Genomic DNA, 22,863 nt, shown 5'->3' on the forward strand with positions numbered 1-22,863 from the left:
CCATGAGACCCGCATTTTAATCAATCTATTATTTCTTATCGATTTTTAATATATAGGGCCCTCTTATATGGAGCGACGTCCGTTCGAAGGAACATAAGTTAGAAATAGTAAATCCGTTTAATGTGACAAAACCCACGAGGACGTCTCTCTTCAGAAAATAGAATCAAGTCGTCTGTAGTCTCTAAGTATACTGGAAACAGATAAAAATCGCGTCCGTAGCACTTACGCACCTATAAGAAATTCAAGATTATAGCAAATTCTAATAATTTCTCAAAATTGTTTAGAGAAACACTATTTCACGGGGAAGCAGGATATCAGTTCGTTTAGTATACTTTACTTTCATCTAAAATAGAAAAGAATCTTCCTCCTTTTTTAAATCGGCTTGCCCTTCGAATAATTAGAGTATACGAGTGTAGGCTTCCCGTTAAAACAACGTCCTAAACGAAAATTCTTAAACTGAGATCATGTTGAACGAAAAAAATGAATCTGGCATCGGAATTACTGCGAGGTTTTGTAGAAAGAAATTTCTTCTATCTGCCTCCCTATTATTTTTTTTCATATCCGTCATTGTCCCGATTGCAGACTCGATTTTAGGATATTCAATTCAAAGACTCGGTTTAATCATTGGGGGAATTGCCTCTCTCATCAGTATCATTTTAATTCTATACGGGAAATATACGCTTTCCGTTTACATTTGCTCGTTTAGTTTTTGTTTGGCTCTTTGCGTCGGGACCTTTTGGAGTTCTCATAATATTGCATTCTGGTTTCCGGCCGTCGTGTTGTTCCACTTGTTCTTCGCTTCAAAAAAACATACTATTTTTGTTTTCGTATTTTGCTTATTACTCTCTTTTATCCAAGCACATATAAAAAGCGAAGAATTGAGTTTCGGAGCATTAACAGACTCTATCGGTTCTTTAATCGTTCTCTCCGTAATCGGATTAATGATCGCTACCGATCTGGAAGAACTTCTGCTCCAAAAGAATTCCTTAATCCAAGAATTGAATCACAGAGTCAGAAATAATTTACAAGTCGTATTAGGATTGATTTCGCTCCTGAAAGCTTCCAATGAATGGGCCATGCCGACATTAAATATTCTAGAACGTAGAGTTTTGGCTTTATCCAGCGTTCATAGCATCGACAGCGATCCATCAGCTTCCGGTAAAGTCCCTATGAGCATCGTATTCTCGGACTACCTCAGTAGAATCGCTGCCGAAGTGATTCTATTCCCAAAGATTAATATTCCGAAAAATGAAACCTTTCTTACAATCAAAGACGCTATTTTTATGGCGATGATCGCCGGAGAAATTATCACTACCGGAATGAATTCGCAAATCGAATCTTCAGTCTCCGAGCGATTTATCAATATTGAAATCGACGAATTAGAGACGGATTTTGTGGAATTGAAAATTACCGGAATTGCGATCGTTCTCGGACAAGGCATAGAATTTATCGAATTGTTAGCCGAACAACTAGGCGCCAAATTGCGGGTCGCACACGATAAAGAAAAGCCGATCAGCATCGTCACATTTAGAAAGTCCGCATAGATGCCGGATGTCGATCGCGAGACCTTTGGGACCATTAAGACTTCGTTAGAGTTTTCTAACCTGAGCCTCGCAAGAACTAAAGTAGCAAATAAAAGCGCAGCTACTACGAACAAGAAACTGCAGACAGTTATCAAAGGGAGTCATTGCTATTTTTGCAAAGCATGTCCTCGCGCTGAGTCCTATGGACTTCTTATAGGGTTAGCTGAGCACCTTGGCGATAAATCGGCGTCGGACACTTTTGAAAATTCTTGACATAATTACGATTTGCAGCATGGCTTCTGGACCCACGCAGTATTACTGCATAAGAGAAAGGAAACGATTTTTGGTGAAGAGAAGGCAAAGGATCCATCTCATAACGATAGAGTTCATTTTATTTTTGACTTTGACCGATTTCGACTATTTTGTCCGACTTCCGGTTAACGGATTCTGAAAATATCGGATACTTTCTATTCAATCATTCCGAGCCGTTCGGCTGCTTCGGATCGGCTTTGAATGAAAATCAGTATTGATACGTTGAGGAAAAAATGAAAGTAAATCAAGCAATCGCATTAGTTACGGGATCGAATCGAGGAATCGGAAAGGCGCTCGTGGAAAGTCTGTTAGAGGGAGGAGCTCGGAAAATATACGCCGCAGCAAGAACTTGGAACGGAACAAATCCGTCGGATAAAAGAATTGTTCCTGTCGAATTGGATATCACAAACAAAAAGAGTGTTGCTGAGTTATCTAATCGAGCGACCGATGTGAACCTACTATTCAATAATGCCGGAGTCTTGGATTTTAACGATATCTTAAATGCATCCGAGGATCAATTTGAACGTAACTTTTCCGTAAATTTTTTCGGAAATTTGAATATGGCTCGAACATTTACACCCCTCTTAGAGAAAAACTCCGATGGAACGATCGTGAATATTCTGACATTATTATCCTTGGTCAGTATGCCCGGTCTATCTGCCTACAATGCATCCAAGGCAGCGGCTTGGTCTATGAGCTTGTCTTTGCGCGCTACTTTGGCGAGCCGCGGAATACGGGTTTGCAACGTTTTTCCCGGTGCCGTCGATACCGATATGCTGTCCGGGGTTGAAATCCCGAAAACCGGTCCTAAAGAAGTGGCGAATGCGATCCTTAAAGGGTTGGAATCCGGAGAAGAGGATATTTTTCCCGACCCGATGTCCGTTTCCATATATGAAGCTTGGAAGAAGGACCATAAAGCGGTCGAAAAACAATTTGCTTCCATGTAATTAAGAACCGGGGTACCGAGGAGTTTGCAATGAAAATGAGAGGCGGTAAAGGCGAGTTACAGATTTCTGAATTGCGGACTCCGACGGTAAAAGTCATCATTGCGCCCGAAACGTTGAAAGGAATGCCCGGAGTCGAAATGATCGCTTTCGGAGCCGACGGGAATTCCGCAATTATTTATAAAAAGTTAATAAAGCATCTTCCGGAACGCGAAGTCTTTGCCAAGGCCGCTTCACTTACGATCGTATGTCGCGGTAAAAAAAGGATCACTTCCTCCGGGGGAGATTTTTTCGAGTTGGGAGAAAACGAGGCAATTTTTCTCCCGCCCGACCTTTATATGATTTCGGAGCTACTTCCGGCGAAGGGCGGCGTATTTGAGAGTTATATTTTCTTTTTTCAGGATTCTCTAATTGAGGAATTTTTAAAGACGAAAAGAGTTCGGCTCGTGTCCGATTCCGTCGGCGATCTTTTTCGGATACCTTACGGTGGAGGCTTAAAGCTGTATGCGGAAAATCTTAGACCTTTATTTGCCAGTCTCGGACGCAAATCGGACGGGTTGCTTCGGATCAAACTTTTGGAAGCTTTGCAGATTTTTGCAAGTTCGGATAAAACCGGGATTTTCCCGGATTGGTTATTCAAGGTTTCGAAGGATAGGCATCGCGATTTGAAAGGATTTATGGAAAAAAATTTCGATAAACCGCTTACCGTCGAGGACTTTGCAGCGCTGACCGGTCGAAGCATTTCTTCCTTTCAAAGAGATTTTAAACGAAGATACGGTATTAGCCCGAAAAAATGGCTAATCTCGCGTCGATTGGAAAAAGCGAAACGCTTGTTGGAAATAGGAGGCACGGGCGTAGCGGACGCCGCACTCGTGATCGGTTACGAAAATACCTCCCATTTTATCCGAGCCTTTCAGAACCAGTACGGCGTCACACCGGGTGAATTTTTAAAAAATCGCGGTTTGGTCGTATGAGTTCATCCCGATCCAAAATGGCGCAAATCGGAACTATATTCCAAAAGCATTGTATGTTATTAGCGTAGGAGGAGCTGCAAAGTCCGACCGGATCTTATTTACCATTTCTTGGGCAAGGCCGCTCCTTTCGTACGCCACTGCATCTTCTTCGGTTTGCCAAACGGAAATTGCCAAAAAGCTATCAGGAGCTGTCTTTTCTTGTAGAAGCGCCGCGCTAATATTACCTTCGGCTTTTCGAATCATCGGAATAGCTTCCTTTTCATAAGTCAGACAAATCTCGACTACCCTTTCCTGCTTTGCTTTAAATTTACCGATTCGAACGAATGCCATTTTTCTTCTCCGTCCAACTATATAAGATCGTATTCGATCCTGCGCCTATCAAAATATCCTGCCCGATAGCGGCAATTTTTAGTTTCGAAGAATGGATCTTACATTTTTCGATGGAATGATACGGACATAATATCCCGGCGACAGGAATCGCCCGAACGCAATCATTCCATCCGACCTGCAAATCAAATTTTTCTTATGCTATTCCGTTTCCGATTCGATCGAGGACGCTAATTATTCTAAACATGTCGTTTAACGATTACGTATAAAAGCAGAATAATCCCCTATTATGCATAACCTTATCTTATCGACAAGTCTATCTCTGTGGGCGGCCCCCTTCACTTCGTTCAGGGTCACGCTGCTACGGGCTGCGCTTTCGCTCCGGTCTCAGCGGATTTATTATATGAATAACGCTTCGATACTGATAGCGCCGAGACTGCTTCGCACCCTTCGTATCGTTGCCGCTAGCAGAAGACAGAACATTGATAAGCGGAGTTTCCACGTTCTAGGGAAAGATTCTTGCATTATAGTGGATTTTTCCTCTTCCCCCAGGATTTCCAGCCTCGAGCGGCTTCTGTCTAGCGTGAGCGAAGCGAACGCATCCGTCCTCAGTCTTCAGTCCTCTGTACAGAGCGGGAAATGGATTCGATGGAAATTATTCTACTGCGAGAATCACGGAGGATGAGTTGAAGAAGACATGAACTTCTTTTTCAATATCCAAATTCAAAAGCTTTGTAGCTTGGCTGGAAATAATCGAGACCAACTTATTCCCTCCGGGTAATTCGACGATGACCTCATCGTTTACGCTGCCTCTGGAAATCGAAAAAATCCTTCCGAACAATTTGTTTTCGGAACTAAGCGACGAGATGGAATCCGTTGCGATTGAGATAAAAGAGGCCTTAATAAGAGCGTAAACCGGGATACCGATCCTTAAACCTAAATTTTCCACGCTATGATTCGTAATCGTCGCGATAATTTCCTGATCTCCTTTTAAAGAAATTACGATCTCCGAATTAACCGCCCCTTTTTGTAGGCTTTTTACCTTTCCATAAAATTGATTTCTTGCACTGGTTTTCATTGCGATTCTGTTTAAAAAATTTAGCAGCTCCAGAGGATTATCCATCCTTTCGCTCAATCGATTTAAAAATTTTTTATGTTCCTCCTCTATAATTTGATAAAATTGAATGATTTCACGGGCCTTAGCGGTTAATTTTGCACCGCCTCCGCTAATTCCTCCGACGCTTTTTTCAACCAGCGTTTCCTTATGCAGGTTATTAATTAAATCGATGGAATCCCAGGCGGTTTTATAGCTGATTCCGACTTCCTTAGCGGCTTTGGAAATGGAGCCGCATTTTTCGATCGCACGTAGCAAATCGATCTTTTCCTTACCCAGAGTATTGGCTTTATTATACTTCAGCCAGAGATTTCCGTCTATCTGCATCTTATTCTTCATTAGCGGGAATATTAACTCTCTACGGACCCAAGATTTCAAAATTGAAAATTTCGTCAAAAAAGGATTTTTCGGAATTTTTTGTTTACTACCGTTATATAGTTGAGAATATAGCGCTTTCTATAAATATTCGAAAGAGAAAAATGAAAAAATGCTTTGTAGGAAGTTAAAGAAAATTGAAATCGTTTTTGCCCATTATTTAATAGTTTTGCTTACGATTTTGCCGAATCTACTCGGCGCCGAAGAATCGATCCAGGGTGTGCCTGCTTCCGAAACGAAAGAAGGGGGTCCTCGAAAAAATGATAGTGAGGCGGGGCCGATTTTCGAATCTACGACGACCGTCCCGACTAAAGAAGCGGTATCGGGACCGGTATTAACTTCCGATCCGATTCCGGTGCAGGAAGCGCCTTATAAAAGTCCGATGGTCGGAAAGATGTCGGGGGAATACCTGCGTTCCTTGCAATTAACTCCGGAGCAAAATAAAGCGGTTCGATCCAACAAAGATCTTTGGTTTCAGGAAAAATATCGGGTGGGATTTGCTCTGAGACCCAGATACGAATCTCAATTCAATCCCGATTTCGATAAGACCACTCCGGATAATAGGAACGTTTTTACGAACCAAACTCAAGCGTATCTGGTCGGTGATATTAATAAAAATTTAATATTCAAAATAACTCTCGAAGATATTCGCCAATGGGGAGGAAGTCAATTCCCGAGCGGGACGGGGGATGGTCGTTTCGGTTTAGCCGGGAATGCGGGGGTTACGTACAATACTTCCACCCAAAAAACGGTCCCCGTTTCCAATCCTACCTCTTTTAGAGAAGCATTTTTGGACGTTCGCAGTTCGGACGAATCTTTCAGACTTCGAATCGGGCGGCAAATTGCGGAATTCGGCGACGGAAGAATCATCGGTGCCAGAAACTTCAACCAAATCGGGAATTCTTTCGACGGATTAAGATTCACTGCAAAAAGAGGCATTCAGAGTTTGGATGTTTTCGGTTTCGTGATCAGTTCTCAAAATAATGCAAGCGGATTAGTGACTGCAAACGGCGCCGCGAACAATTCCGTCGGCGACGCGTATTTTGTAGGAACGAATTATTGGATCAAATTCGCAAATTGGATCGGAGGCGATTTCTACGATTTCACCTTATTAAAACGGGCGATAGTCAGTCCGACCGCCCCGGTATATGATTCGGAGCTACGATCTCGACAAAGCGATCAATTGAATACTTATGGATTTCGCTTAACCAACAGGACCCAAAATAATTTTCTGCCGGATGGCCTTAAATGGGATTGGACGGTCGAGGCGGCATGGCAAAGCGGATCGACGGGTCAGAAAGTCGGTACTTCATGGTTACAAAGTCCCGGAACCACCAGTATTAACGTAAATGGACAAGCGATTCAAAATGAAAATCAAAAATACGATGCTCATTTTCTCGCTCTACAAACCGGATATTCGCCCGTAAATCCGCTAAGAGTCGGTATTCAATACGTTTATGCTTCGGGAGATCCGAATCGAAACGATTCTTCGGTCTCGACTTGGAATCCTCTATTCGGGGCCCGAAGGGCGGCGGGCGGTTCGATTCCGTGGTCGGGAGCTAATCTTTCCGGCGTCGTTTTCTGGCAAAACGTAAAAGATTATTCGATAAATATTAAGTACGATTTCGGAAAATTGGGAACGTTTACGTTTGTATCTCATTTTTATTATAAAGCTAAACTTCAAGACGGTTATTACAATAATAACGGGTATGTCTCGGGAAGCACGGAAGATATGGCCAATCAGAATGCAAATAACGCCGGCGCTACCCGTTTAGGAAAAAAAATAGCCTCCGAAATCGATCTGATTTATCAGCTAACTCCGTACGAGAATCTTTCGGTCTGGACGGGAATCGCGTTCCTACGTGCGGGCGACGCGATCACTAACGCGAAAGTCAATCTTTTGAATCCGAATCCCGCTTTGCAATACACGAATCAACCCAATTCGACGTATTTCTTTTTACAAACAGTCTTTGCAATTTAAATATAGAGGCAGCTAATGAAATTTATTAAACGAATAACAGTCTTTTGCATATTACTGCTATCTCTTTCCGTTCGGGCGGAAAAAATCACGGTGGCTGCCGCATCCGATCTCAAGTTTGCGATGGATGAGATCGTTACCGCATTTAAAAAAGCCAATCCGGGAAGCGAAGTGGATGTCGTATACGGTTCCTCGGGAAAGTTTCAGGCGCAAATTCGGGAGGGCGCGCCCTTTGACATTTATTTTTCTGCCGATATCAGTTATCCTCGGGAATTAGAGAAAAGCGGTTTTGCCTCTTCCGAAGTGATCCCTTACGCGATCGGCCGTATCGTACTTTGGAGTGCCAATCAAGACGCCTCGAAAATGACCTTGAACAATCTTCTCGATCCGAAAATCACTCGGATCGCAATAGCCAATCCGAAACATGCTCCTTACGGCAAGCGAGCGGAGGAAGCTCTGCGTTCGGCGGGCCTATGGGAAAAAGTGGAATCGAAATTGGTATTCGGAGAGAACATCGCGCAAACCGCGCAGTTCGTCCAGACCGGGAATGCACAAGTGGGTATCGTCGCTTTATCGTTGGCGATCAGTCCGGAACTAGCGGGAAAGGGCGGATACTTTTTAATACCGAACAACCTCCACCAACCCTTGGAGCAGGGGTTTATAATTACGAAACGCGCATCTAAGAATTCGCTGGCAAAGAAATTTGCAGAATATGTAATGGAAAAATTCGCGCGGAGCATAATGGCGAAATACGGGTTTGCGCTTCCGACCGGTACTCCCGATCAATGAATCTTGCCTAAATCCGCGAATGGAACTCCGTTGTGACGGTTATATGTTTATTTTTTCCCCCCACTACCCTATTCGCAGCTTGTCATTTTTCGGAAATAATTTTCGAATTATCGATAGATAGCAGATAATGATTATTCTTTCTGAAAGTGATCTTCAAGCTATTTGGTTAACGGTCAAACTCGCTAGCGTGGTTACGATCATTCTTCTTTTTATAGGAACGCCTTTGGCTTGGTGGATAGCGAGGACAAAGTCCTCTTGGAAAGGGCCAATAGGAGCAGTCGTATCTTTGCCTTTGGTATTGCCTCCTTCCGTTCTAGGATTCTATTTATTGTATGCGATGGGACCAAACGGTCCGATCGGATATCTCACGAGTCGACTCGGTCTCGTAGAATTGCCCTTTACTTTCTGGGGACTTGTGATCGCATCCGTCTTCTACTCGCTTCCGTTCATGGTTCAACCTTTACAAACCGCCTTCGAAGCGATCGGGGATCGTCCTCTGGAAGTTGCAGCTACGCTACGCGCCTCTCCTTTGGATGCTTTCTTGACGGTCGCGGTACCTCTAACTTTTCCGGGGTTTATGAATGCTTGTGTCTTATCCTTTGCGCATACCGTCGGAGAATTCGGTGTGGTCTTGATGATAGGAGGAAATCTTCCGGGAATTACGAGGGTTGCTTCCGTTCAAATTTACGACTATGTCGAAGCGTTGGAATATCTCCAGGCGCGCAGATTGGCTATAGTATTATTGATATTTTCATTTTTCGCTTTATTGGCTCTCTATATCTTGCAGCCGAGTTCCCGAAAGAGAGTTTAATGTGAATGAGATCGTAATTCGCTTACTTTTGGATCGTGAACGATTTGCACTCAATGTAGATCTTAATTTACCCGAGCGAGGAGTCACCGGCCTTTTCGGTTCTTCCGGTTCCGGAAAGACGACTTTACTCAGATGTATTGCAGGATTAGAGAATACGACACGAGGGTTCTTGAGCGTCGGTGGAACGATCTGGCAGAACGATAATTACTCGTTACCGACCCACAAACGCCAACTCGGTTATGTATTCCAGGAACCCAGTTTATTCCCGCACCTATCCGTATCGGGTAACTTATCATACGGACTAAAACGAACCAAGTGCGATAGACAAATTAATCTGAATCAGACTATCGAGTTATTGGGAATCGAACATCTTCTGGAAAGAAAAACGGATAATCTATCGGGCGGAGAACGCCAACGAGTTGCGATTGCACGAGCTTTAGTCACTAGTCCTCGACTCCTTCTTATGGATGAGCCGATGGCTTCCCTGGACAAAAAAAGGAAGCAGGAAATTTTACCGTACTTAGAGCGATTAAACCAAGAATTGAAAATTCCTGTCCTGTATGTGAGTCATTCGCTGGATGAAATCGTAAGGTTGGCGGATCATATTATCATAATGGAGGACGGTAAAGTAACGGCAACCGGCCCAGTTTCCGAAACTCTCGCGAGGGCGGACCTTGCCCGTCGACTCAGCGAAGATATCGGAGTGATCGTAGATGCGACGGTCGGGGAAATCGATGAAGATTGGCATTTGGCTCGACTGGATTTTCCCGACGGAAATCTTTGGATACTAGATCGCGGATTTAGCCTAGGTTCTCGAATGAGAATAAGAATATTTGCGCGGGATATAATCCTTTTTCGGGAAGGATCGAAAGAATTCAATACTCGTAATATTCTAAATGGAAAAGTGGACGCGATTGTGGAAAGCGACCACCCGGGTCTATTTCTCGTACATCTTCGGCTAGGGCAAACGATCCTTATCGCCAAGGTCACTGCGTTAGAATCCCGGAAGCTGGGCATATCCGTCGGAGATCCGGTTCCGTTTCGGGTAAATGCCATGACCAACCTAATGGATCTCTAACGTATAATATTGGAATACTGCTTAGAATTTTAATATTTCTCAATATTCTAATGTTCGATTAAGATCATTTTATCTACTTAGCATGAGCCATTGTAGACGCAGATCGGCCGATGATTCATGCTAAGGATTGTAATCTGGAAATCTCAACCACAGATTGAAATGCTCAAAAGCGCCACTGCGACCAAGGGAGGCAGGCCTTGAATGATCGCGGCTCGCGCCATCGAAGGATTGGATAGCAATAGCACCGTGCCCGCGCCGAAGACGGAAAGACAAGAGAACAACATGATTGCAGGAGCGAAATTTGCATGGTAATCGAAGAAAATCGCGCCGTAGAGTGTCCCGATCGCGAGGAATAAATTATAATAGCCTTGGTTCAGAAAAATACTTTTCATCATTTCCGCCGTCTTTCTATCCGTCACACCGAAGCGTCTATGAATTGCCGGACGCATCCAGAGAACACTTTCCATCAGAAAAATCCACACATGAAGTGCGCCAACGACTCCGGCAATAATCCTTGCGGCTAGTATCATTTCAGTATCTCCTCGAGATTTTTAAATTTGTTCCGTGAGTTTAGCTGACGTATCCCCTTTTGTAAAGGTCGGCCTCCGCCAATTTTCGACGTGATCACGCCATACTTTTCTTTGTAAAAAATATGTTTTCGTTGCGATTGGGCCATATTTAAACCTAAATGCCTAATATGGACGTGCTCATTTTACTCATTCCGGACTCGCCGGCTTCCGTCATCACCGGGCTATTTGAGTTCTTTGAATTTGCCGGGATTGATATGGAGAATCGACGTAAACCAAGGATTTGCAGGGTAAGAACTGCGGCCATGCAATCGGAACCGGTACAACTTCATGGTAGCGTTCAAATAAAACCGGATTTGATCGGGCGATGCGAAAAAGTCGATTTGGTTATTATTCCTGCAATTGGGCCGAATGTCGCAAATGTTAAGCGAAGATGTAGACTGGAGATCGAATGGATTAAGGAAATGGCCTCGAGAGAGAATCGTATTGCGAGTGTTTGTTCGGGAGCCTTTTTGTTAGCCTCGACCGGGCTGCTCGACGGACGCAGAGCGACTACTCATTGGGTGTTTGCTCCTCTTTTTAGACGAATGTTTCCGTCGGTCTATCTCGATGTGGATAGACTGGTCATCGATCAAGGTCGTTTTTTGACTTCGGGAGGAAGTAACGCTTTCTACGATCTTGGCCTCCATGTGCTGGAACAATCGCTTGGAAGAGACATCGCGCTTAAATGTGCAAGGCATTTCTTGCTCGACTCCGATCGAATTTCCCAAACGCCTTTTATGGTATTTGCGGCTCAAAAGCATCACGACGACTCTTCGGTTGCCGAAGCACAGACGATCTTGGAGGCCGAATTCGCTTCTTCAATTTCAATGGAGACTTTGGCAGGTCGAGTCGGCTTGAGTCCTCGTACTTTGAAGCGAAGATTCAAACAAGCGACCGGAGACTCGCTCTCTACGTATTTACAACGCCTGCGCATCGAATGGGCAAGACGTCGTCTCGAAGAGACCGGTGATTCGATCGAGGAGATAAGTTATGCAGTGGGTTACGAGAACGTCGGTTTTTTTCGCCTGCTCTTTAAGCGATACACCGGGAACACTCCGTTCGAACATCGACGAAAGAATTCTCTCAAGATTTTTCCGGCAAATGCCCCTCGATCTTGATAATTCTTACGTTATTTTCTTCCGATAGTCGTTCCACCCCATTCTTTATGGAATATTCGAAATTTGATATACATTAATATTTAATTATTCTAATTTTATGATTTATTGATTATTATAGCACTTCAGGTTTCGGCTATCTTTTTCTATTTATAGCGGGACGCAAGTTTTGCCGCCTGGGTGTTTAGATAGTTTCGTTCCGGAACGCTCGTAGTGCGTCCGGCGGCCGCAAGATAGTGGCCGATTGCCGCTCGGTTATTTCCCGCCATCTCATGCAGATGTCCGCGAACGGCATCGAGCCTGTAATGCCCGGCTAGCCGCTTATCGCCGTCTAACGTAGTCAATAATTCGAGGCCGATATTCGGTCCTTGGACCATTGCCGCCGCTATCGCATGATTGAGAGCGACTATCGGATTATCGGACATACGTTTAAGTAAGCCGTAAAGAGCTAAGATTTGCGGCCAATCGGTATCTTCCGAACGCAAGGCCTCGTCGTGGACGGCCGCGATTGCCGCCTGGAGTTGATAGGCTCCGATCGAGCCGCGGGACAGCGTGTCGCTTATCAACGCAATTCCTTCCGTGATCGCTTCTCGATCCCATAAAGTTCGATTCTGTTCCGCAAGCGGAATTAACTCACCTTCCGGACCTGTACGAGCGGGACGTCGGGCATCGGTCAAAAGCATCAATGCAAGAAGGCCCGTAACCTCGCCATCCTTCGGTAGAAGATGATGAACGGCCCGTGTAAGCCGTATCGCCTCGTTAGAGAGATTGCAGCGTTGAAGGCTAGAACCGATACTGCTAGCATAGCCTTCATTAAAGATTAAATAAAGAACATGCAAAACGGAATCCAAACGTTCCGATCTTTCCTGATCGGTAGGTAAAGCGAATCGAATGCCCGAGTCTTTAATCCGCTTCTTGGCGCGACTGATTCGTTGAGCCATTGTTGCTTCCGGAACTAGAAACGCATTGGCGATTTCTGCGGTCGTTAGGCCGCCAACGGCGCGTAAAGTAAGTGCTATAGCGGAAGATGGATTAAGTATCGGATGGCAACACATAAATAGTAATATCAATGTGTCGTCTTGTCCTCGAACGTCCGAAGAGCCCCGTAATTCTTCGATTGACTCTTCGAAAGGTTCTTCCGAAACCCAAGCTTCTTCCCGTCTCCGTCGCGCAAGTTCACTTCGTATATGATCAATCATGCGACGGGAAGCGACTTGGATCAACCATCCTCGCGGATTTTTCGGCGTTCCTGCCGAAGGCCACTGCATAGCTGCGGCCAATAAAGCCTCCTGCACTGCATCTTCAGCGGAGGAAAAATCCCCGAATCGTCGGATAACCGCGCCAAGAACCTGCGGCGCAAGTTCTCCGAGCAGATTGTCGGGGATGGAATGCCCGGATTCCTTCCTCATCCGTTATCGTACTCCTTTTAAAAAATCCTGGAGTCTTTTTTCATATTCGACGCTATCGACATCCCATATCGCGCCGTGACTTCCGATTTCCGGAAACCAAAGCGTTTTGGGTCCGGCATACAATTCGGCAAGTTCCTGAGTGTGTCTAAAGGGATTCACCGTATCGGCCTTGCTTTGAATAAAGTAAATCGGTACCGATTTTACGAGACGAATGGAATTTGCGGGACTCAATAATCCGTCGAATCTCCCGCGTAGCATCGTAAGCTGGACGAGAAGATTCTTGAACCAATTCGGAAGAAATCCCGGTGCTGCCGGAGATTCAATAATCAGCCTTTGAAAATTGAAGATCGGATTCTCGGCAATCACTGCGGATAGTTTGGGCATGTCAGGCATAGCGATCAAAATCGACGCAGCTCCTACCGATGAGCCCATCGCATACACTTTTGAATATCTATCTGTTAGGTAACGATAAGCCCCGAGTACATCTCTCGATTCCCGATTTCCGTATGTCAAACCGGGGACCGGACAATTCGCTTCACCATGGCAAGAGAGATCGAACGTGAGAACATCGAATTTTCGGTTTAAGAAAAACCGAATATATTTCGTGACTTCCCGTCTGTCCCCGCCTCCACCGTGAACTAACAAGACACTAGCGTTTCGCGGGTGCCATTCCATTTTCCGCCGCTACGATCAGCCAACCCGGTAATTCATATCCGTTGACCGATCCGATTTTGACTTCGCTAAATTTGAACGCATGGGAGTTCCTGAGGTTGCCGCAATCTTTTCCCCAGAATTTTGCGATTTCTTCCTTACAGACGGACAAGTCCTTGGTTACTCCTCTCCAAACCGGAAAGAGCAGCTGATTGCTCGCGTCCCAAAGGCCGCTTACCGGCAAGGCAAATACTAGGATTAACAAAATGGCGGGTATCCAGATTTTCTTGCGGTTCATAAGTATAAAACCGAATGATAAGTTTTGATTTTTCATGTTTCGAAATCTCCCCAAAGTACCTTAAAGGTCGCCGGTCGGAACATTCATAACGGCACGCACTTCGATGGGAATATTCGCGGGAGCTCCCCCTCTTCCGGGCATTGCCGAAGCGCTTGCCGCAATTTCATACGCACGATCCGGACTATCGACATCCACGATCCAATAGCCCGCTAAAAACTCTTTCGATTCGGGAAATGGTCCGTCCGTGATCGCGGGAGTTCCATCCTTTTTGGCCCGTATAATTTTTATTTCTTCGGGACCTACTAATGCTTCTACGCTCACCAGTTCTCCCGAATTGCGGAGATCGGTATTGAAGCGACGCAAGAAATCGATATTTCGCTTAACATCTTCCGGCGGCCAGGTGCCCAAATTGCTCGTTTTCCAGTCTAGAACCGGGAATTGCATCATTAGTATGTACTTCATTAAGTTGCTCCTTTTTTAGGTGCTTTTACGGATAGTCGTAGCGATTCCGGAGGTCTCGACATTTCCTAACGGAATTTTCCGGTGATTTTAAAGGAATTTCGTTTAAAATCCAGGCCGCGAGAGCAAAAAAATCCTCGAATCCTGCGGATGACAGAAGACAGAAACTGCAAGGGCGGCCCCCTTCACTTCGTTTGGGTCACGCTGCTCCGGCTTCGTTTTCAGAAGACAGAGGTCAGAGGACTGAAGACAGTAGCTGCTCGAAGTTGGGAAGGCAGCTGTGGTAGAGGTGTTGGAATCTAATATAACACAGGAATCTTTCTCGAGAAGATGGAAACCCGGCTCGCCAATGTTCAGTCCTCTGTCTTCTGCACTATTCTTTAATTTCCGATGATGATAGTTAGTATATAATAATATAGCGGAATACCAGCGATAATATTGATCGGAAAAACCACGGACAAGGCTACAGTTAGATAAATACTCGGATTCGCTTCCGGAATGGAATCTTTCATCGCCGCCGGAACGGCAATGTACGAGGCGGAAGCGCAAAGTATGATAAACATTAGCCCGTCTCCGATCGGCATACCCATTATTTTCACCAAAATCGTCCCCAATAGGACGTTAATCGCCATGATTGAGAGAGTCGCAACTATCAAAAATACTCCGATCTTCCGTATTTCTTTAAATCGCTTTGCCGCAGAAATTCCCATATCCAAAAGAAATAATGTTAAAATTCCTTGAAATAAATTCTCGGAAAAAGGGGATTCTTTCTTCCATCCGGATTCTCCAGTAAAGTAGCCTACAAAGAGGGAGCCTAAAAGTAGGTAGATGGAATAACCGAAGAAGGCTTCGTGCAAAAGATTTTTCCAGGAAAAAACTGCGTGCCCATTCAATGCTTCCCGCGACCGATTCATTCTGTCCAGCAAAACGGCAACGATAATTGCGGGAGATTCCATCAACGCCATTCCCGCCACAATAAACCCGCCGTATTCTTGTCCGATATTATGTAAAAAGGCTCCGGCAGTGACGAAGGTTACTGCGCTTATCGAACCGAAGGACCCTGCTAACGCTGCCGCGTTAGGAGGGTCTAATTTCATTTTTAAGATATAGTACGCATAAACCGGAATTGCAGTGGCCATGATTCCGCAAGCTAAAAGAACATAAAGATGCTCGTCGGTAAACGGAGTTTTAAATAATTCATGCCCTCCCTTGAATCCTATTGCGAACATTAAATAGATCGAAAAGAACTTTCCGATCTGGTCGGGAACAGTCAGATCGGATTTAAAAATAACGGCCCCCATCCCTAAAAAGAAGAAGAGAACGGGCGGATTTAATACGTTCTCGGCAATGGCATGAATATCCATGAAACCTCCCGGAGATAAGTGCCGCAATAGATTCGATCGTATCGAGCTACCGGTACATGCTCTCGGCCTCAATTGATCGAAAACAATTGCAAAATTGAAATCATAATTCTAGGAACTTATAAAATTAAAAGTCAATACTTTCTAAAAATACATATATAATCGAATATTTATATATAATATCGCCGCCGATTTTCTTTCAGTCCTTACTATGCCTATGATTGCAAACTGTAATAATTTCGACATTTCCATAGGAGGGTTCCGATCGGCAGGCGGAAATCGGGATCGCATTTAGGTAAACGAACGTTATGTTCTGCCGCCCTAAGGTTTGTAGGGTTTTGGATCGGCTAAAATCGTCATCGCTTTAACGGGTCTGAAAATAAATGATGAAAAGGAAATAACAACGAATTATATAGTTAATTAATAATTAACTATATAATATTTTAATTGATAGTTTCGATTTAGTCATTTACCCTGAAGCTTAAATTAATCGCTGAAATTTCAACAATAAGGCTGAGATGTAAGTATTCTCGTTGGGTTCGGGGCTTGTGGATATATGGATACTTCAGAATTATTTAAAACGACGCCGGATGCGATCATTATAACGGACTTAACCGGAAAGGTTTCGGATTGGAATATGGCGGCGGAGGCGATATTCGATTATTCGCGAGATGAAGCGATAGGGAAATCGATAGCCGATCTTATCTTTCCCGACGACAGACGGGAGGAGCATGAAAAAATTCAACGCGAGGCGTCGGCTTACGGTCACGTGGTGTACGAATCCGTTCGAAGGAAAAAGGACGGGTCGCTGGTTCATGTGAGTGCATCTACTAAAAGTATATTTGATAATAATAATAATATAATATGCTTTCTTTCTGCAAAGAAAGACGTAACTAGTTTGAAGGTTGCCCGGGACGCCAAATTAGTCGAGACAAAATATAGCCACTTTCTCGAATTGACGCCCGATTCCATCGTGATGGTAAACGTAACCGGCCGAATCGTTCATGTGAATGCTCAGGCTGAACGGACATTCGGCTACAAAGTAACGGAATTGATAGGCCAGCCCATCGAGATCCTTCTTCCGGAAAGGTTTCGGAAAGATCATTTGAAGCATCGCGTCGGCTTCTTTGTCCAGCCCAGAAATCGGACGATGGGCGCAGGCCTGGAACTATACGGCCTTCGCAAGTCCGGAGAAGAATTCCCGGTTGAGATCAGCATTAGTCCGATAGAAACGGACGAGGGCATGATGGTAATGAGTGCCGTTCGCGATATCACGGACCGCAAAAAAGCGGAGCAAAAGTTTCGCGGTCTTCTCGAATCCGCTCCGGATGCGATGGTCATAGTCGGAAAGGACGGCAAGATAATCTTAGTTAATTCCCAAACCGAAAAAATATTCGGATACAAAAGGGAAGAACTTTTAGGAGAAGAGGTGGAAATTCTAGTTCCTGATCGTTTTCACGTAAATCATCGAATCTATCGGAACGGTTTTTTCAACTTCCCGATTGCGAGATCTATGGGGGCCGAACAGGAACTGTTCGCGAGACGTAAAGATGGTACTGAATTTCCGGTCGAGATCAGTCTTAGCCCGCTTGAAACGGAGGAAGGAACCCTAGTAACGGGAGCTATTCGCGATATCACGGATAGAAAAAAGGCCGAGCAGAAATTTAAAGACCTATTGGAAAGCGCGCCGGACGCCATGGTAATTGTGGATCGTACCGGAAGTATTATACTAGTTAATTCGCAAGCGTTAAAATTATTCGGCTGGGGAAGAGAGGAACTATTGGGGCAACAGATAGAAATATTAATCCCGACGAAATTCCGAGACGTGCATCCGCAGCATCGAACCGATTTTTTCGCAAATCCGAAAGTTAGGGCTATGGGAGCAAATCTGGAACTCCTGGGAATCCGCAAAAACGGGACGGAATTTCCGGTCGAGATCAGTCTTAGTCCGCTTGAAACGGAGGATGGATTATTCGTTTCCAGTGCGATTCGGGATGTAACGGAGCGAAAACGATTCGAATTGAAACTTCAAGAGGCAAGTCGTCTGAAAAGCGAATTTCTCGCCAGCATGTCTCACGAGTTACGTACACCGTTAAACGCAATCATCGGTTTTTCCGAATTCCTTTTGGATGAGAAGCCGGGAAAATTAAACGGCAAACAAAAGGAATATCTCGAAGATGTGCTGCAAAGTGGAAGGCATTTATTGAATCTGATAAACGACGTCCTCGATTTGTCGAAGGTCGAAGCCGGTAAAATGGAACTTTTTCCGGAAACATTCTCGGTTGCAAACGCGATAGAAGACGCCATCGCGATCGTTTCTACTTTGGCTCACGAAAAGCAAATCGATATCAGCAAAGTTCTTTCGAAGGGAAATGACGATGTCACTCTCGATCACCAAAGATTTAAACAAATTCTATTCAATCTGCTCTCTAACGCGGTAAAGTTTACGCAAGAAAAGGGAAAGGTGGAAATTTATTCGTCCTTTAACAATCTCGATCGATTGGAAATTCAAGTCAGGGATACGGGAATAGGAATTAAAGAGGAGGATTTGGGTCGTTTGTTTAAGGAGTTCCAACAATTGGATTCCGGCACGAATCGTCAGTACCAGGGTTCTGGGCTCGGATTAGCGCTGACAAAAAGATTTGTCGAGTTGCTCCAAGGATCCATAGCAATAAAGAGTGAACTTGGAAAAGGCTCCACATTTACGATTAACTTACCTAGAGTACTTGATAAGAGCCGGGCTCTATGAACGTTAAAGTCCTGATTGTCGACGATAATCCGATCAACTTAAAACTTGCCTGTAATGTATTAAAAGCTGCCGGCTTCGAGATCATAACCGCAGTCGATGCGGAAGGTACATTGCATAATTTAGAAAAAATTACGCCGGATATTATATTAATGGATATCGAGTTACCCGGTATGGACGGGCTTACGCTTACGAAGTTGCTCAAAGAAAATAACAAAACTAAACATATCCCGGTCGTCGCTCTTACTTCGTACGCTATGAAAGGGGATCAAGAGAAGGCGTTCAAGTCGGGCTGCGTAGGATATATTACTAAACCGATAGATACAAGAATCTTTCCGTCACAGGTGGCCGGATTTATCGGAAGTTCTCGCTATGATTGACGATATATTTACTACATTAGCCTTGCGAGTCCAGATGATTTTATGAATATTCTGATCGTTGAAGATGACCTGGTACAAATGAAGTTAGCTCATGTCGTACTTTCGTACGCGGGATATAACGTTTCGAAAGCCCACAGAGCCGAAGAAGCATGGGAGACGATACAAACGAACCGTCCCACGATCATACTTTTAGATCTTTCGCTGCCTGGAATCGACGGTATCGCTTTAACTCGGAAAATTCGAAACGATCGGAGCGTTTGCGAGATTCCTATCATTGCGATTACATCCTACCCGGACCGGTACACTCGCTTTGAAGCGTTGAAAGCCGGTTGTTCGGCATATATGGTCAAGCCAATCGATACTAGATTTCTGCCCAAGGCGATCGAGAATACGAAGCGCGATTTTAAGATCATCTATGAAAAGAATCTAATAGACCCTCCTTTCGAAACGGAATTCTAGCCATGAACGTACTTGAGGAACCGATTTCAATCCTGATCGTCGACGATCAACCGACGAACCTTAAGCTATTGAGAGTTCGTTTGCAAGTGGATGGCTACAAAGTGTACGAGGCGTCGGACGGGATAAAGGGTTTATCCGTTTTGGAGAATCATAAAATCGAGGCTATAATATCCGATATTCTTATGCCTAATATGGACGGTTACGAATTTTGCGCGAATATAAGAAGGAATAAAAAATACGATTCCATCGCCTTCATTTTCTACACCGCAACTTACACCTCCGCAGGCGACGAAGAGTTCGCTTTAAAACTCGGAGCGGATCGATTTTTCAAGAAGCCCTCGCCGGTCCAGATAATACTAGATTCGATTCACTCGATCCGGGAAAATGCAAAAGATCGAATTCTGTCCCCCATCAATTATTCGAACGAGACGATACTCCGCGAGTACAGCCATAGTCTTGTGGAAAAACTTGAAGAACAAAATATGAAGCTCATAGAGCAGAATAATAAACTGAACTTTGAAATGCAGGAGCGGAAAAAAGCGGAAGATGAATCGATCCGACAAAAATACTTCTTCAAACTCCTTTTTGAGATATCGCCCATCGGTTTAGTGATACTAGATACTGAGCATCGCGTTATCACTGCGAATAAAGCTTTCCAGGAAATGTTTCAGTTCACGGAAGAGAGCTTAAAAGGGAAGGATTTATGCGATTATGTACTGCCCTCGTCCGATACAAACGAGGCGAGATCGCTTGTCCAAAATGCCGTAAGCGGCGCAATTTTAAATCAGGAGGTCGTTCTAAAACGTAGGGATGAACGCATGCTTCAAGTCGCGTTGCATATTTTCCCTTTCATCGTCGATTCGCAAACGACCGCAATTTGCGAAATTTTTATCGATAGAACGAAAGAGCGTTCTCTCGAAAAGCAACTTAGGGAAGCCCAAAAAATGGAGACTTTGGGAAATTTCTCAAGCGGTATCGCTCACGACTTTAACAATATTTTATCTATTATATCCGGCCATGCATTCCTTTTGCAATCTAAACGGGACGACCAAAAACAAATCGACCGTTCCAGCGACGCAATACAAAAAGGTTGCGAGAGAGGGGCCGGAATAGTAAGGCAATTACTTACCTTTTCCAGAAAAACAGACAGTATATTCGGATTTTCAAATATAAATGTGATCGCCGAAGAGATCGAAGCGTTTCTTATCGAAACGATTCCTAAAACAATACGTCTTAATTTCCAATTGGAAAAGAACCTTCCTTCGATAAGTTGCGATTCGACTCAAATCCATCAATTATTGCTTAACCTTTCGATCAATGCGAGAGATGCGATGCCCGACGGCGGCACGCTTACGATCGCCACCAAGATTATGGAGCAGCCGGATCCGAACGCAATGAATCCGAAATTAAAATATAACAGTTATGTAATTATTCAAGTTTCGGATACCGGGATCGGCATGGACGAAATAACGAAGGAAAGAGTCTTTGAGCCTTTTTTTACTACGAAGCAGGCTTACAAGGGAACGGGATTAGGTCTTTCGGTCGTTTACGGAATTGTAGAAAATCATGAAGGTTGGATCGAGATAGATAGTATATTATCGGTCGGGACCACATTTTCGATCTTTTTGCCGGTGAAGAAAAACGCGCCGGAACTTATCGACCCTGTCTCAAAGGAAGAAAACCGTAGTTCGCATAAACGTAAAGGATTCATATTATTCATCGAAGATGAGGAGATGTTAAGAAGCTTAATATATGATTATTTGACCCCTAAGGGTTATCAAATATTGCTGGCCTCTGACGGGGAAGAGGGATTGAATATTTATAGAAAATACCAAGCCCAAATATCGATCGTTATTTCCGATCTCGGGTTGCCTTATTTAGGAGGCGAAGAGGTCGTTCGTAGAATTTTGTCCATCGGCCGAGACGTAAGACTCGTTATCGCAAGCGGATTCATCGGGTTGGAAGTTAAGGAACGGTTACTGCGAGCAGGGCCGGTCGAGTTTATTCAAAAGCCGTATAGGCTTACGGAATTATTGGAATTGATCGAACAGGAAATTCAAGTGAATTGAAGATTCCTCGGTGCAATTGATACAGGCAATTGCACCGGGATTTATTTTAACCCTCGATCGGAATCCAAATTTCAAGACCGCCTAATCCCGTCTTCGGATTAAATTCGCTGCCATAGCGTTCAAAGTTCGGGCCTTCGACCGCCTTCACTCCCGATTCGGGAAGCAATTTGTTCCAGATCGCCGCAAAGCTTGCCCGTATCCCCGCAATATGATCTTTATGGGAAAAGACCGCATATCTTTGAGCGGGAATGCGGAGTGAATTCAATCCTTTTGGAATATTAGAAAGATCGATAACTTCAACCCCGCTCATAAGGTCAAAGTTTCCGTCTTTATCGAAGTTGAAATTAATACCGTATGCGGCATCTCCAACCTGACCCGGAATATTTCCGAGGTACGGGACAAAACGTTGCCATTGGTCGGGAATTCCGCCGGGCGATTGACAGTCATAGCGTTCTACGAGGCCGACAAAAACTTTCGGTTTAAGCGTCTCGAATCTAGGCGGGTCCATTTTTGAAATTGGGACGGCATTCATGGTTATAGGCGCCACTAAAGTAATATTGTTCAGGTGACCTTGAGCCCGAATTTGCTCGGGTGATAGGGCAAACTGATCGCGGAACGCACGAGTAAACGCCTCGTGGGAACCGTAACCGACTTCGAGCGCTAGATAAAGGATATCCGTATTTCCTAACGCAAGTTGTCTTGCAGCCTCGCTTAATCTGCGAGCCCGAACATACCGCATTAACGAGACACCCATGGTTGCCGCAAAAGTGCGGGTTAGGTGAAATGGAGAAACTTCGCACACGTCGGCTATTTCTTCCAGAGAAATAGTATCCCGTTTGTGGCTTTCTACAAACCAGAGCGCCTTTTGTACAAAATCCATGATAGTCTCGTTTTTTGCTGATTTAGATAATATTCGAGGCGCCGCTTACCCGCTTGATAGTTCTTGCTATCTTCGAAAAAAAGACGGGAAAGAACCAATTCAATTCAAATAAATTCCCTAACCTTAAATTTGCTTTCGAATTCAGTGAATCGAATCGGCCTTTTATTCTAGCGAAAGAATAAATATATAGGAAAGGAATTTAGATACGCGAAAAATATCGCATTTATCTTTTATACACGACC

General features: G+C 44.4%; 21 protein-coding genes. 12 read left to right on the forward strand and 9 right to left on the reverse strand.

Translation table 11 applies throughout. The features are described 5' to 3' along the window. Nucleotides 1–464: 464 nt before the first annotated feature. The 3 genes from LEP1GSC047_RS14365 (at nucleotide 465) to LEP1GSC047_RS14380 (ending at nucleotide 3,753) form a co-directional block, all read left to right on the forward strand. Nucleotides 465–1,544, forward strand: a complete 1,080-nt coding sequence (locus LEP1GSC047_RS14365) for a histidine kinase dimerization/phosphoacceptor domain -containing protein (protein ID WP_010409478.1) — start codon at nucleotides 465–467, stop codon at nucleotides 1,542–1,544. A 524-nt stretch (nucleotides 1,545–2,068) separates the two neighbouring features. Next, complete coding sequence (locus LEP1GSC047_RS14375) at nucleotides 2,069–2,782, forward strand: SDR family oxidoreductase (protein ID WP_010409480.1); 714 nt, start codon at nucleotides 2,069–2,071, stop codon at nucleotides 2,780–2,782. Between the two features lie 29 nt (nucleotides 2,783–2,811). Next, on the forward strand, nucleotides 2,812–3,753 hold the full coding sequence (locus tag LEP1GSC047_RS14380) for a helix-turn-helix transcriptional regulator (RefSeq protein WP_010409481.1): 942 nt from the start codon (nucleotides 2,812–2,814) through the stop codon (nucleotides 3,751–3,753). A 33-nt stretch (nucleotides 3,754–3,786) separates the two neighbouring features. Here LEP1GSC047_RS14380 and LEP1GSC047_RS14385 read toward each other — a convergent pair whose 3' ends face one another. Together LEP1GSC047_RS14385 and LEP1GSC047_RS14395 are read right to left on the reverse strand one after the other, a co-directional pair. Then, the gene (locus tag LEP1GSC047_RS14385; RefSeq protein WP_010409483.1) at nucleotides 3,787–4,083 is read right to left on the reverse strand and encodes a putative quinol monooxygenase; all 297 of its coding nucleotides are present in this window, start codon (nucleotides 4,081–4,083) and stop codon (nucleotides 3,787–3,789) included. 652 nt (nucleotides 4,084–4,735) lie between these two features. Further along, a complete protein-coding gene (locus tag LEP1GSC047_RS14395; RefSeq protein ID WP_238325593.1) occupies nucleotides 4,736–5,572 on the reverse strand; it encodes a TOBE domain-containing protein in 837 nt (278 codons plus the stop codon). 109 nt (nucleotides 5,573–5,681) lie between these two features. Between LEP1GSC047_RS14395 and LEP1GSC047_RS14400 the strand changes: the two genes are divergently transcribed. The 4 genes from LEP1GSC047_RS14400 (at nucleotide 5,682) to modC (ending at nucleotide 10,225) form a co-directional block, all read left to right on the forward strand. Further along, entirely contained in the window at nucleotides 5,682–7,550 is a 1,869-nt protein-coding gene (locus LEP1GSC047_RS14400; RefSeq protein WP_020988948.1) for an alginate export family protein, read from the forward strand. A gap of 15 nt (nucleotides 7,551–7,565) precedes the next feature. Continuing rightward, a complete protein-coding gene (gene modA / locus LEP1GSC047_RS14405; RefSeq protein ID WP_010409494.1) occupies nucleotides 7,566–8,336 on the forward strand; it encodes a molybdate ABC transporter substrate-binding protein in 771 nt (256 codons plus the stop codon). A gap of 127 nt (nucleotides 8,337–8,463) precedes the next feature. Beyond that, entirely contained in the window at nucleotides 8,464–9,147 is a 684-nt protein-coding gene (gene modB / locus LEP1GSC047_RS14410) for a molybdate ABC transporter permease subunit (RefSeq protein ID WP_010409498.1), read from the forward strand. A gap of 1 nt (nucleotide 9,148) precedes the next feature. After that, nucleotides 9,149–10,225 (forward strand): molybdenum ABC transporter ATP-binding protein, encoded by a 1,077-nt coding sequence (gene modC / locus LEP1GSC047_RS14415; protein WP_010409500.1) that lies wholly within the window; start codon nucleotides 9,149–9,151, stop codon nucleotides 10,223–10,225. Between the two features lie 143 nt (nucleotides 10,226–10,368). Here modC and LEP1GSC047_RS14420 read toward each other — a convergent pair whose 3' ends face one another. Continuing rightward, nucleotides 10,369–10,755, reverse strand: a complete 387-nt coding sequence (locus LEP1GSC047_RS14420) for a DUF1304 domain-containing protein (RefSeq protein ID WP_010409505.1) — start codon at nucleotides 10,753–10,755, stop codon at nucleotides 10,369–10,371. A 167-nt stretch (nucleotides 10,756–10,922) separates the two neighbouring features. Here LEP1GSC047_RS14420 and LEP1GSC047_RS14425 point away from each other — a divergent pair, with 167 nt between their 5' ends. After that, entirely contained in the window at nucleotides 10,923–11,912 is a 990-nt protein-coding gene (locus LEP1GSC047_RS14425) for a GlxA family transcriptional regulator (protein WP_010409509.1), read from the forward strand. 143 nt (nucleotides 11,913–12,055) lie between these two features. On the opposite strand, the gene LEP1GSC047_RS14430 is transcribed toward LEP1GSC047_RS14425, so the two are convergent. The 5 genes from LEP1GSC047_RS14430 to LEP1GSC047_RS14445 all read right to left on the reverse strand — a co-directional run bounded on the left by LEP1GSC047_RS14430 (nucleotide 12,056) and on the right by LEP1GSC047_RS14445 (nucleotide 16,090). Continuing rightward, nucleotides 12,056–13,318, reverse strand: coding sequence for an RNA polymerase sigma factor (locus LEP1GSC047_RS14430; protein ID WP_010409515.1), 1,263 nt, complete (start codon nucleotides 13,316–13,318; stop codon nucleotides 12,056–12,058). A 3-nt stretch (nucleotides 13,319–13,321) separates the two neighbouring features. Then, nucleotides 13,322–13,993, reverse strand: a complete 672-nt coding sequence (locus LEP1GSC047_RS14435) for an alpha/beta hydrolase (protein WP_238325594.1) — start codon at nucleotides 13,991–13,993, stop codon at nucleotides 13,322–13,324. After that, nucleotides 13,968–14,303 carry a hypothetical protein gene (locus tag LEP1GSC047_RS22235; RefSeq protein ID WP_020988878.1) on the reverse strand — a complete coding sequence of 112 codons (336 nt, stop codon included), beginning with the start codon at nucleotides 14,301–14,303 and terminating at the stop codon, nucleotides 13,968–13,970. Before LEP1GSC047_RS22235 ends, LEP1GSC047_RS14435 begins: the two co-directional genes overlap by 26 nt. 24 nt (nucleotides 14,304–14,327) lie before the next feature. Continuing rightward, nucleotides 14,328–14,729, reverse strand: a complete 402-nt coding sequence (locus tag LEP1GSC047_RS14440) for a YciI family protein (RefSeq protein WP_020988864.1) — start codon at nucleotides 14,727–14,729, stop codon at nucleotides 14,328–14,330. A 377-nt stretch (nucleotides 14,730–15,106) separates the two neighbouring features. Next, a complete protein-coding gene (locus LEP1GSC047_RS14445) occupies nucleotides 15,107–16,090 on the reverse strand; it encodes a sodium-dependent bicarbonate transport family permease (RefSeq protein ID WP_010409521.1) in 984 nt (327 codons plus the stop codon). Between the two features lie 553 nt (nucleotides 16,091–16,643). Between LEP1GSC047_RS14445 and LEP1GSC047_RS14450 the strand changes: the two genes are divergently transcribed. Genes LEP1GSC047_RS14450 through LEP1GSC047_RS14465 form a run of 4 tightly spaced genes read left to right on the forward strand, consistent with a single transcriptional unit; the run spans nucleotide 16,644 to nucleotide 21,741 of the window. Beyond that, complete coding sequence (locus LEP1GSC047_RS14450) at nucleotides 16,644–18,836, forward strand: PAS domain-containing protein (RefSeq protein ID WP_010409524.1); 2,193 nt, start codon at nucleotides 16,644–16,646, stop codon at nucleotides 18,834–18,836. Continuing rightward, nucleotides 18,833–19,213: a response regulator gene (locus tag LEP1GSC047_RS14455; RefSeq protein WP_010409527.1), complete on the forward strand. Its 381-nt coding sequence runs from the start codon at nucleotides 18,833–18,835 to the stop codon at nucleotides 19,211–19,213. Before LEP1GSC047_RS14450 ends, LEP1GSC047_RS14455 begins: the two co-directional genes overlap by 4 nt. Before the next feature lie 42 nt (nucleotides 19,214–19,255). Beyond that, on the forward strand, nucleotides 19,256–19,672 hold the full coding sequence (locus LEP1GSC047_RS14460; RefSeq protein ID WP_010409529.1) for a response regulator: 417 nt from the start codon (nucleotides 19,256–19,258) through the stop codon (nucleotides 19,670–19,672). Between the two features lie 2 nt (nucleotides 19,673–19,674). Then, nucleotides 19,675–21,741 (forward strand): ATP-binding response regulator, encoded by a 2,067-nt coding sequence (locus tag LEP1GSC047_RS14465; RefSeq protein WP_010409530.1) that lies wholly within the window; start codon nucleotides 19,675–19,677, stop codon nucleotides 21,739–21,741. Between the two features lie 46 nt (nucleotides 21,742–21,787). Here the strand turns inward: LEP1GSC047_RS14465 and LEP1GSC047_RS14470 are convergent, their stop codons facing one another. Beyond that, a complete protein-coding gene (locus tag LEP1GSC047_RS14470; protein WP_010409532.1) occupies nucleotides 21,788–22,621 on the reverse strand; it encodes an AraC family transcriptional regulator in 834 nt (277 codons plus the stop codon). Nucleotides 22,622–22,863: the final 242 nt, after the last annotated feature.

Origin of the sequence: Leptospira inadai serovar Lyme str. 10 (assembly GCF_000243675.2) — a bacterium.
Lineage (GTDB): Bacteria > Spirochaetota > Leptospiria > Leptospirales > Leptospiraceae > Leptospira_B > Leptospira_B inadai.

What these genes read in the sequence shown, in the direction of transcription:
- LEP1GSC047_RS14365 (WP_010409478.1), top strand. Translation starts at nt 465, where the DNA reads ATGTTGAACGAAAAAAATGAATCTGGCATCGGAATTACTGCGAGGTTT.
- LEP1GSC047_RS14375 (WP_010409480.1), top strand. Translation starts at nt 2,069, where the DNA reads ATGAAAGTAAATCAAGCAATCGCATTAGTTACGGGATCGAATCGAGGA.
- LEP1GSC047_RS14380 (WP_010409481.1), top strand. Translation starts at nt 2,812, where the DNA reads ATGAAAATGAGAGGCGGTAAAGGCGAGTTACAGATTTCTGAATTGCGG.
- LEP1GSC047_RS14385 (WP_010409483.1), bottom strand. Translation starts at nt 4,083, where the DNA reads ATGGCATTCGTTCGAATCGGTAAATTTAAAGCAAAGCAGGAAAGGGTA.
- LEP1GSC047_RS14400 (WP_020988948.1), top strand. Translation starts at nt 5,682, where the DNA reads ATGCTTTGTAGGAAGTTAAAGAAAATTGAAATCGTTTTTGCCCATTAT.
- modA (WP_010409494.1), top strand. Translation starts at nt 7,566, where the DNA reads ATGAAATTTATTAAACGAATAACAGTCTTTTGCATATTACTGCTATCT.
- modB (WP_010409498.1), top strand. Translation starts at nt 8,464, where the DNA reads ATGATTATTCTTTCTGAAAGTGATCTTCAAGCTATTTGGTTAACGGTC.
- LEP1GSC047_RS14420 (WP_010409505.1), bottom strand. Translation starts at nt 10,755, where the DNA reads ATGATACTAGCCGCAAGGATTATTGCCGGAGTCGTTGGCGCACTTCAT.
- LEP1GSC047_RS14425 (WP_010409509.1), top strand. Translation starts at nt 10,923, where the DNA reads ATGGACGTGCTCATTTTACTCATTCCGGACTCGCCGGCTTCCGTCATC.
- LEP1GSC047_RS14430 (WP_010409515.1), bottom strand. Translation starts at nt 13,318, where the DNA reads ATGAGGAAGGAATCCGGGCATTCCATCCCCGACAATCTGCTCGGAGAA.
- LEP1GSC047_RS14435 (WP_238325594.1), bottom strand. Translation starts at nt 13,993, where the DNA reads ATGGAATGGCACCCGCGAAACGCTAGTGTCTTGTTAGTTCACGGTGGA.
- LEP1GSC047_RS22235 (WP_020988878.1), bottom strand. Translation starts at nt 14,303, where the DNA reads ATGAAAAATCAAAACTTATCATTCGGTTTTATACTTATGAACCGCAAG.
- LEP1GSC047_RS14440 (WP_020988864.1), bottom strand. Translation starts at nt 14,729, where the DNA reads ATGAAGTACATACTAATGATGCAATTCCCGGTTCTAGACTGGAAAACG.
- LEP1GSC047_RS14445 (WP_010409521.1), bottom strand. Translation starts at nt 16,090, where the DNA reads ATGGATATTCATGCCATTGCCGAGAACGTATTAAATCCGCCCGTTCTC.
- LEP1GSC047_RS14450 (WP_010409524.1), top strand. Translation starts at nt 16,644, where the DNA reads ATGGATACTTCAGAATTATTTAAAACGACGCCGGATGCGATCATTATA.
- LEP1GSC047_RS14455 (WP_010409527.1), top strand. Translation starts at nt 18,833, where the DNA reads ATGAACGTTAAAGTCCTGATTGTCGACGATAATCCGATCAACTTAAAA.
- LEP1GSC047_RS14460 (WP_010409529.1), top strand. Translation starts at nt 19,256, where the DNA reads ATGAATATTCTGATCGTTGAAGATGACCTGGTACAAATGAAGTTAGCT.
- LEP1GSC047_RS14465 (WP_010409530.1), top strand. Translation starts at nt 19,675, where the DNA reads ATGAACGTACTTGAGGAACCGATTTCAATCCTGATCGTCGACGATCAA.
- LEP1GSC047_RS14470 (WP_010409532.1), bottom strand. Translation starts at nt 22,621, where the DNA reads ATGGATTTTGTACAAAAGGCGCTCTGGTTTGTAGAAAGCCACAAACGG.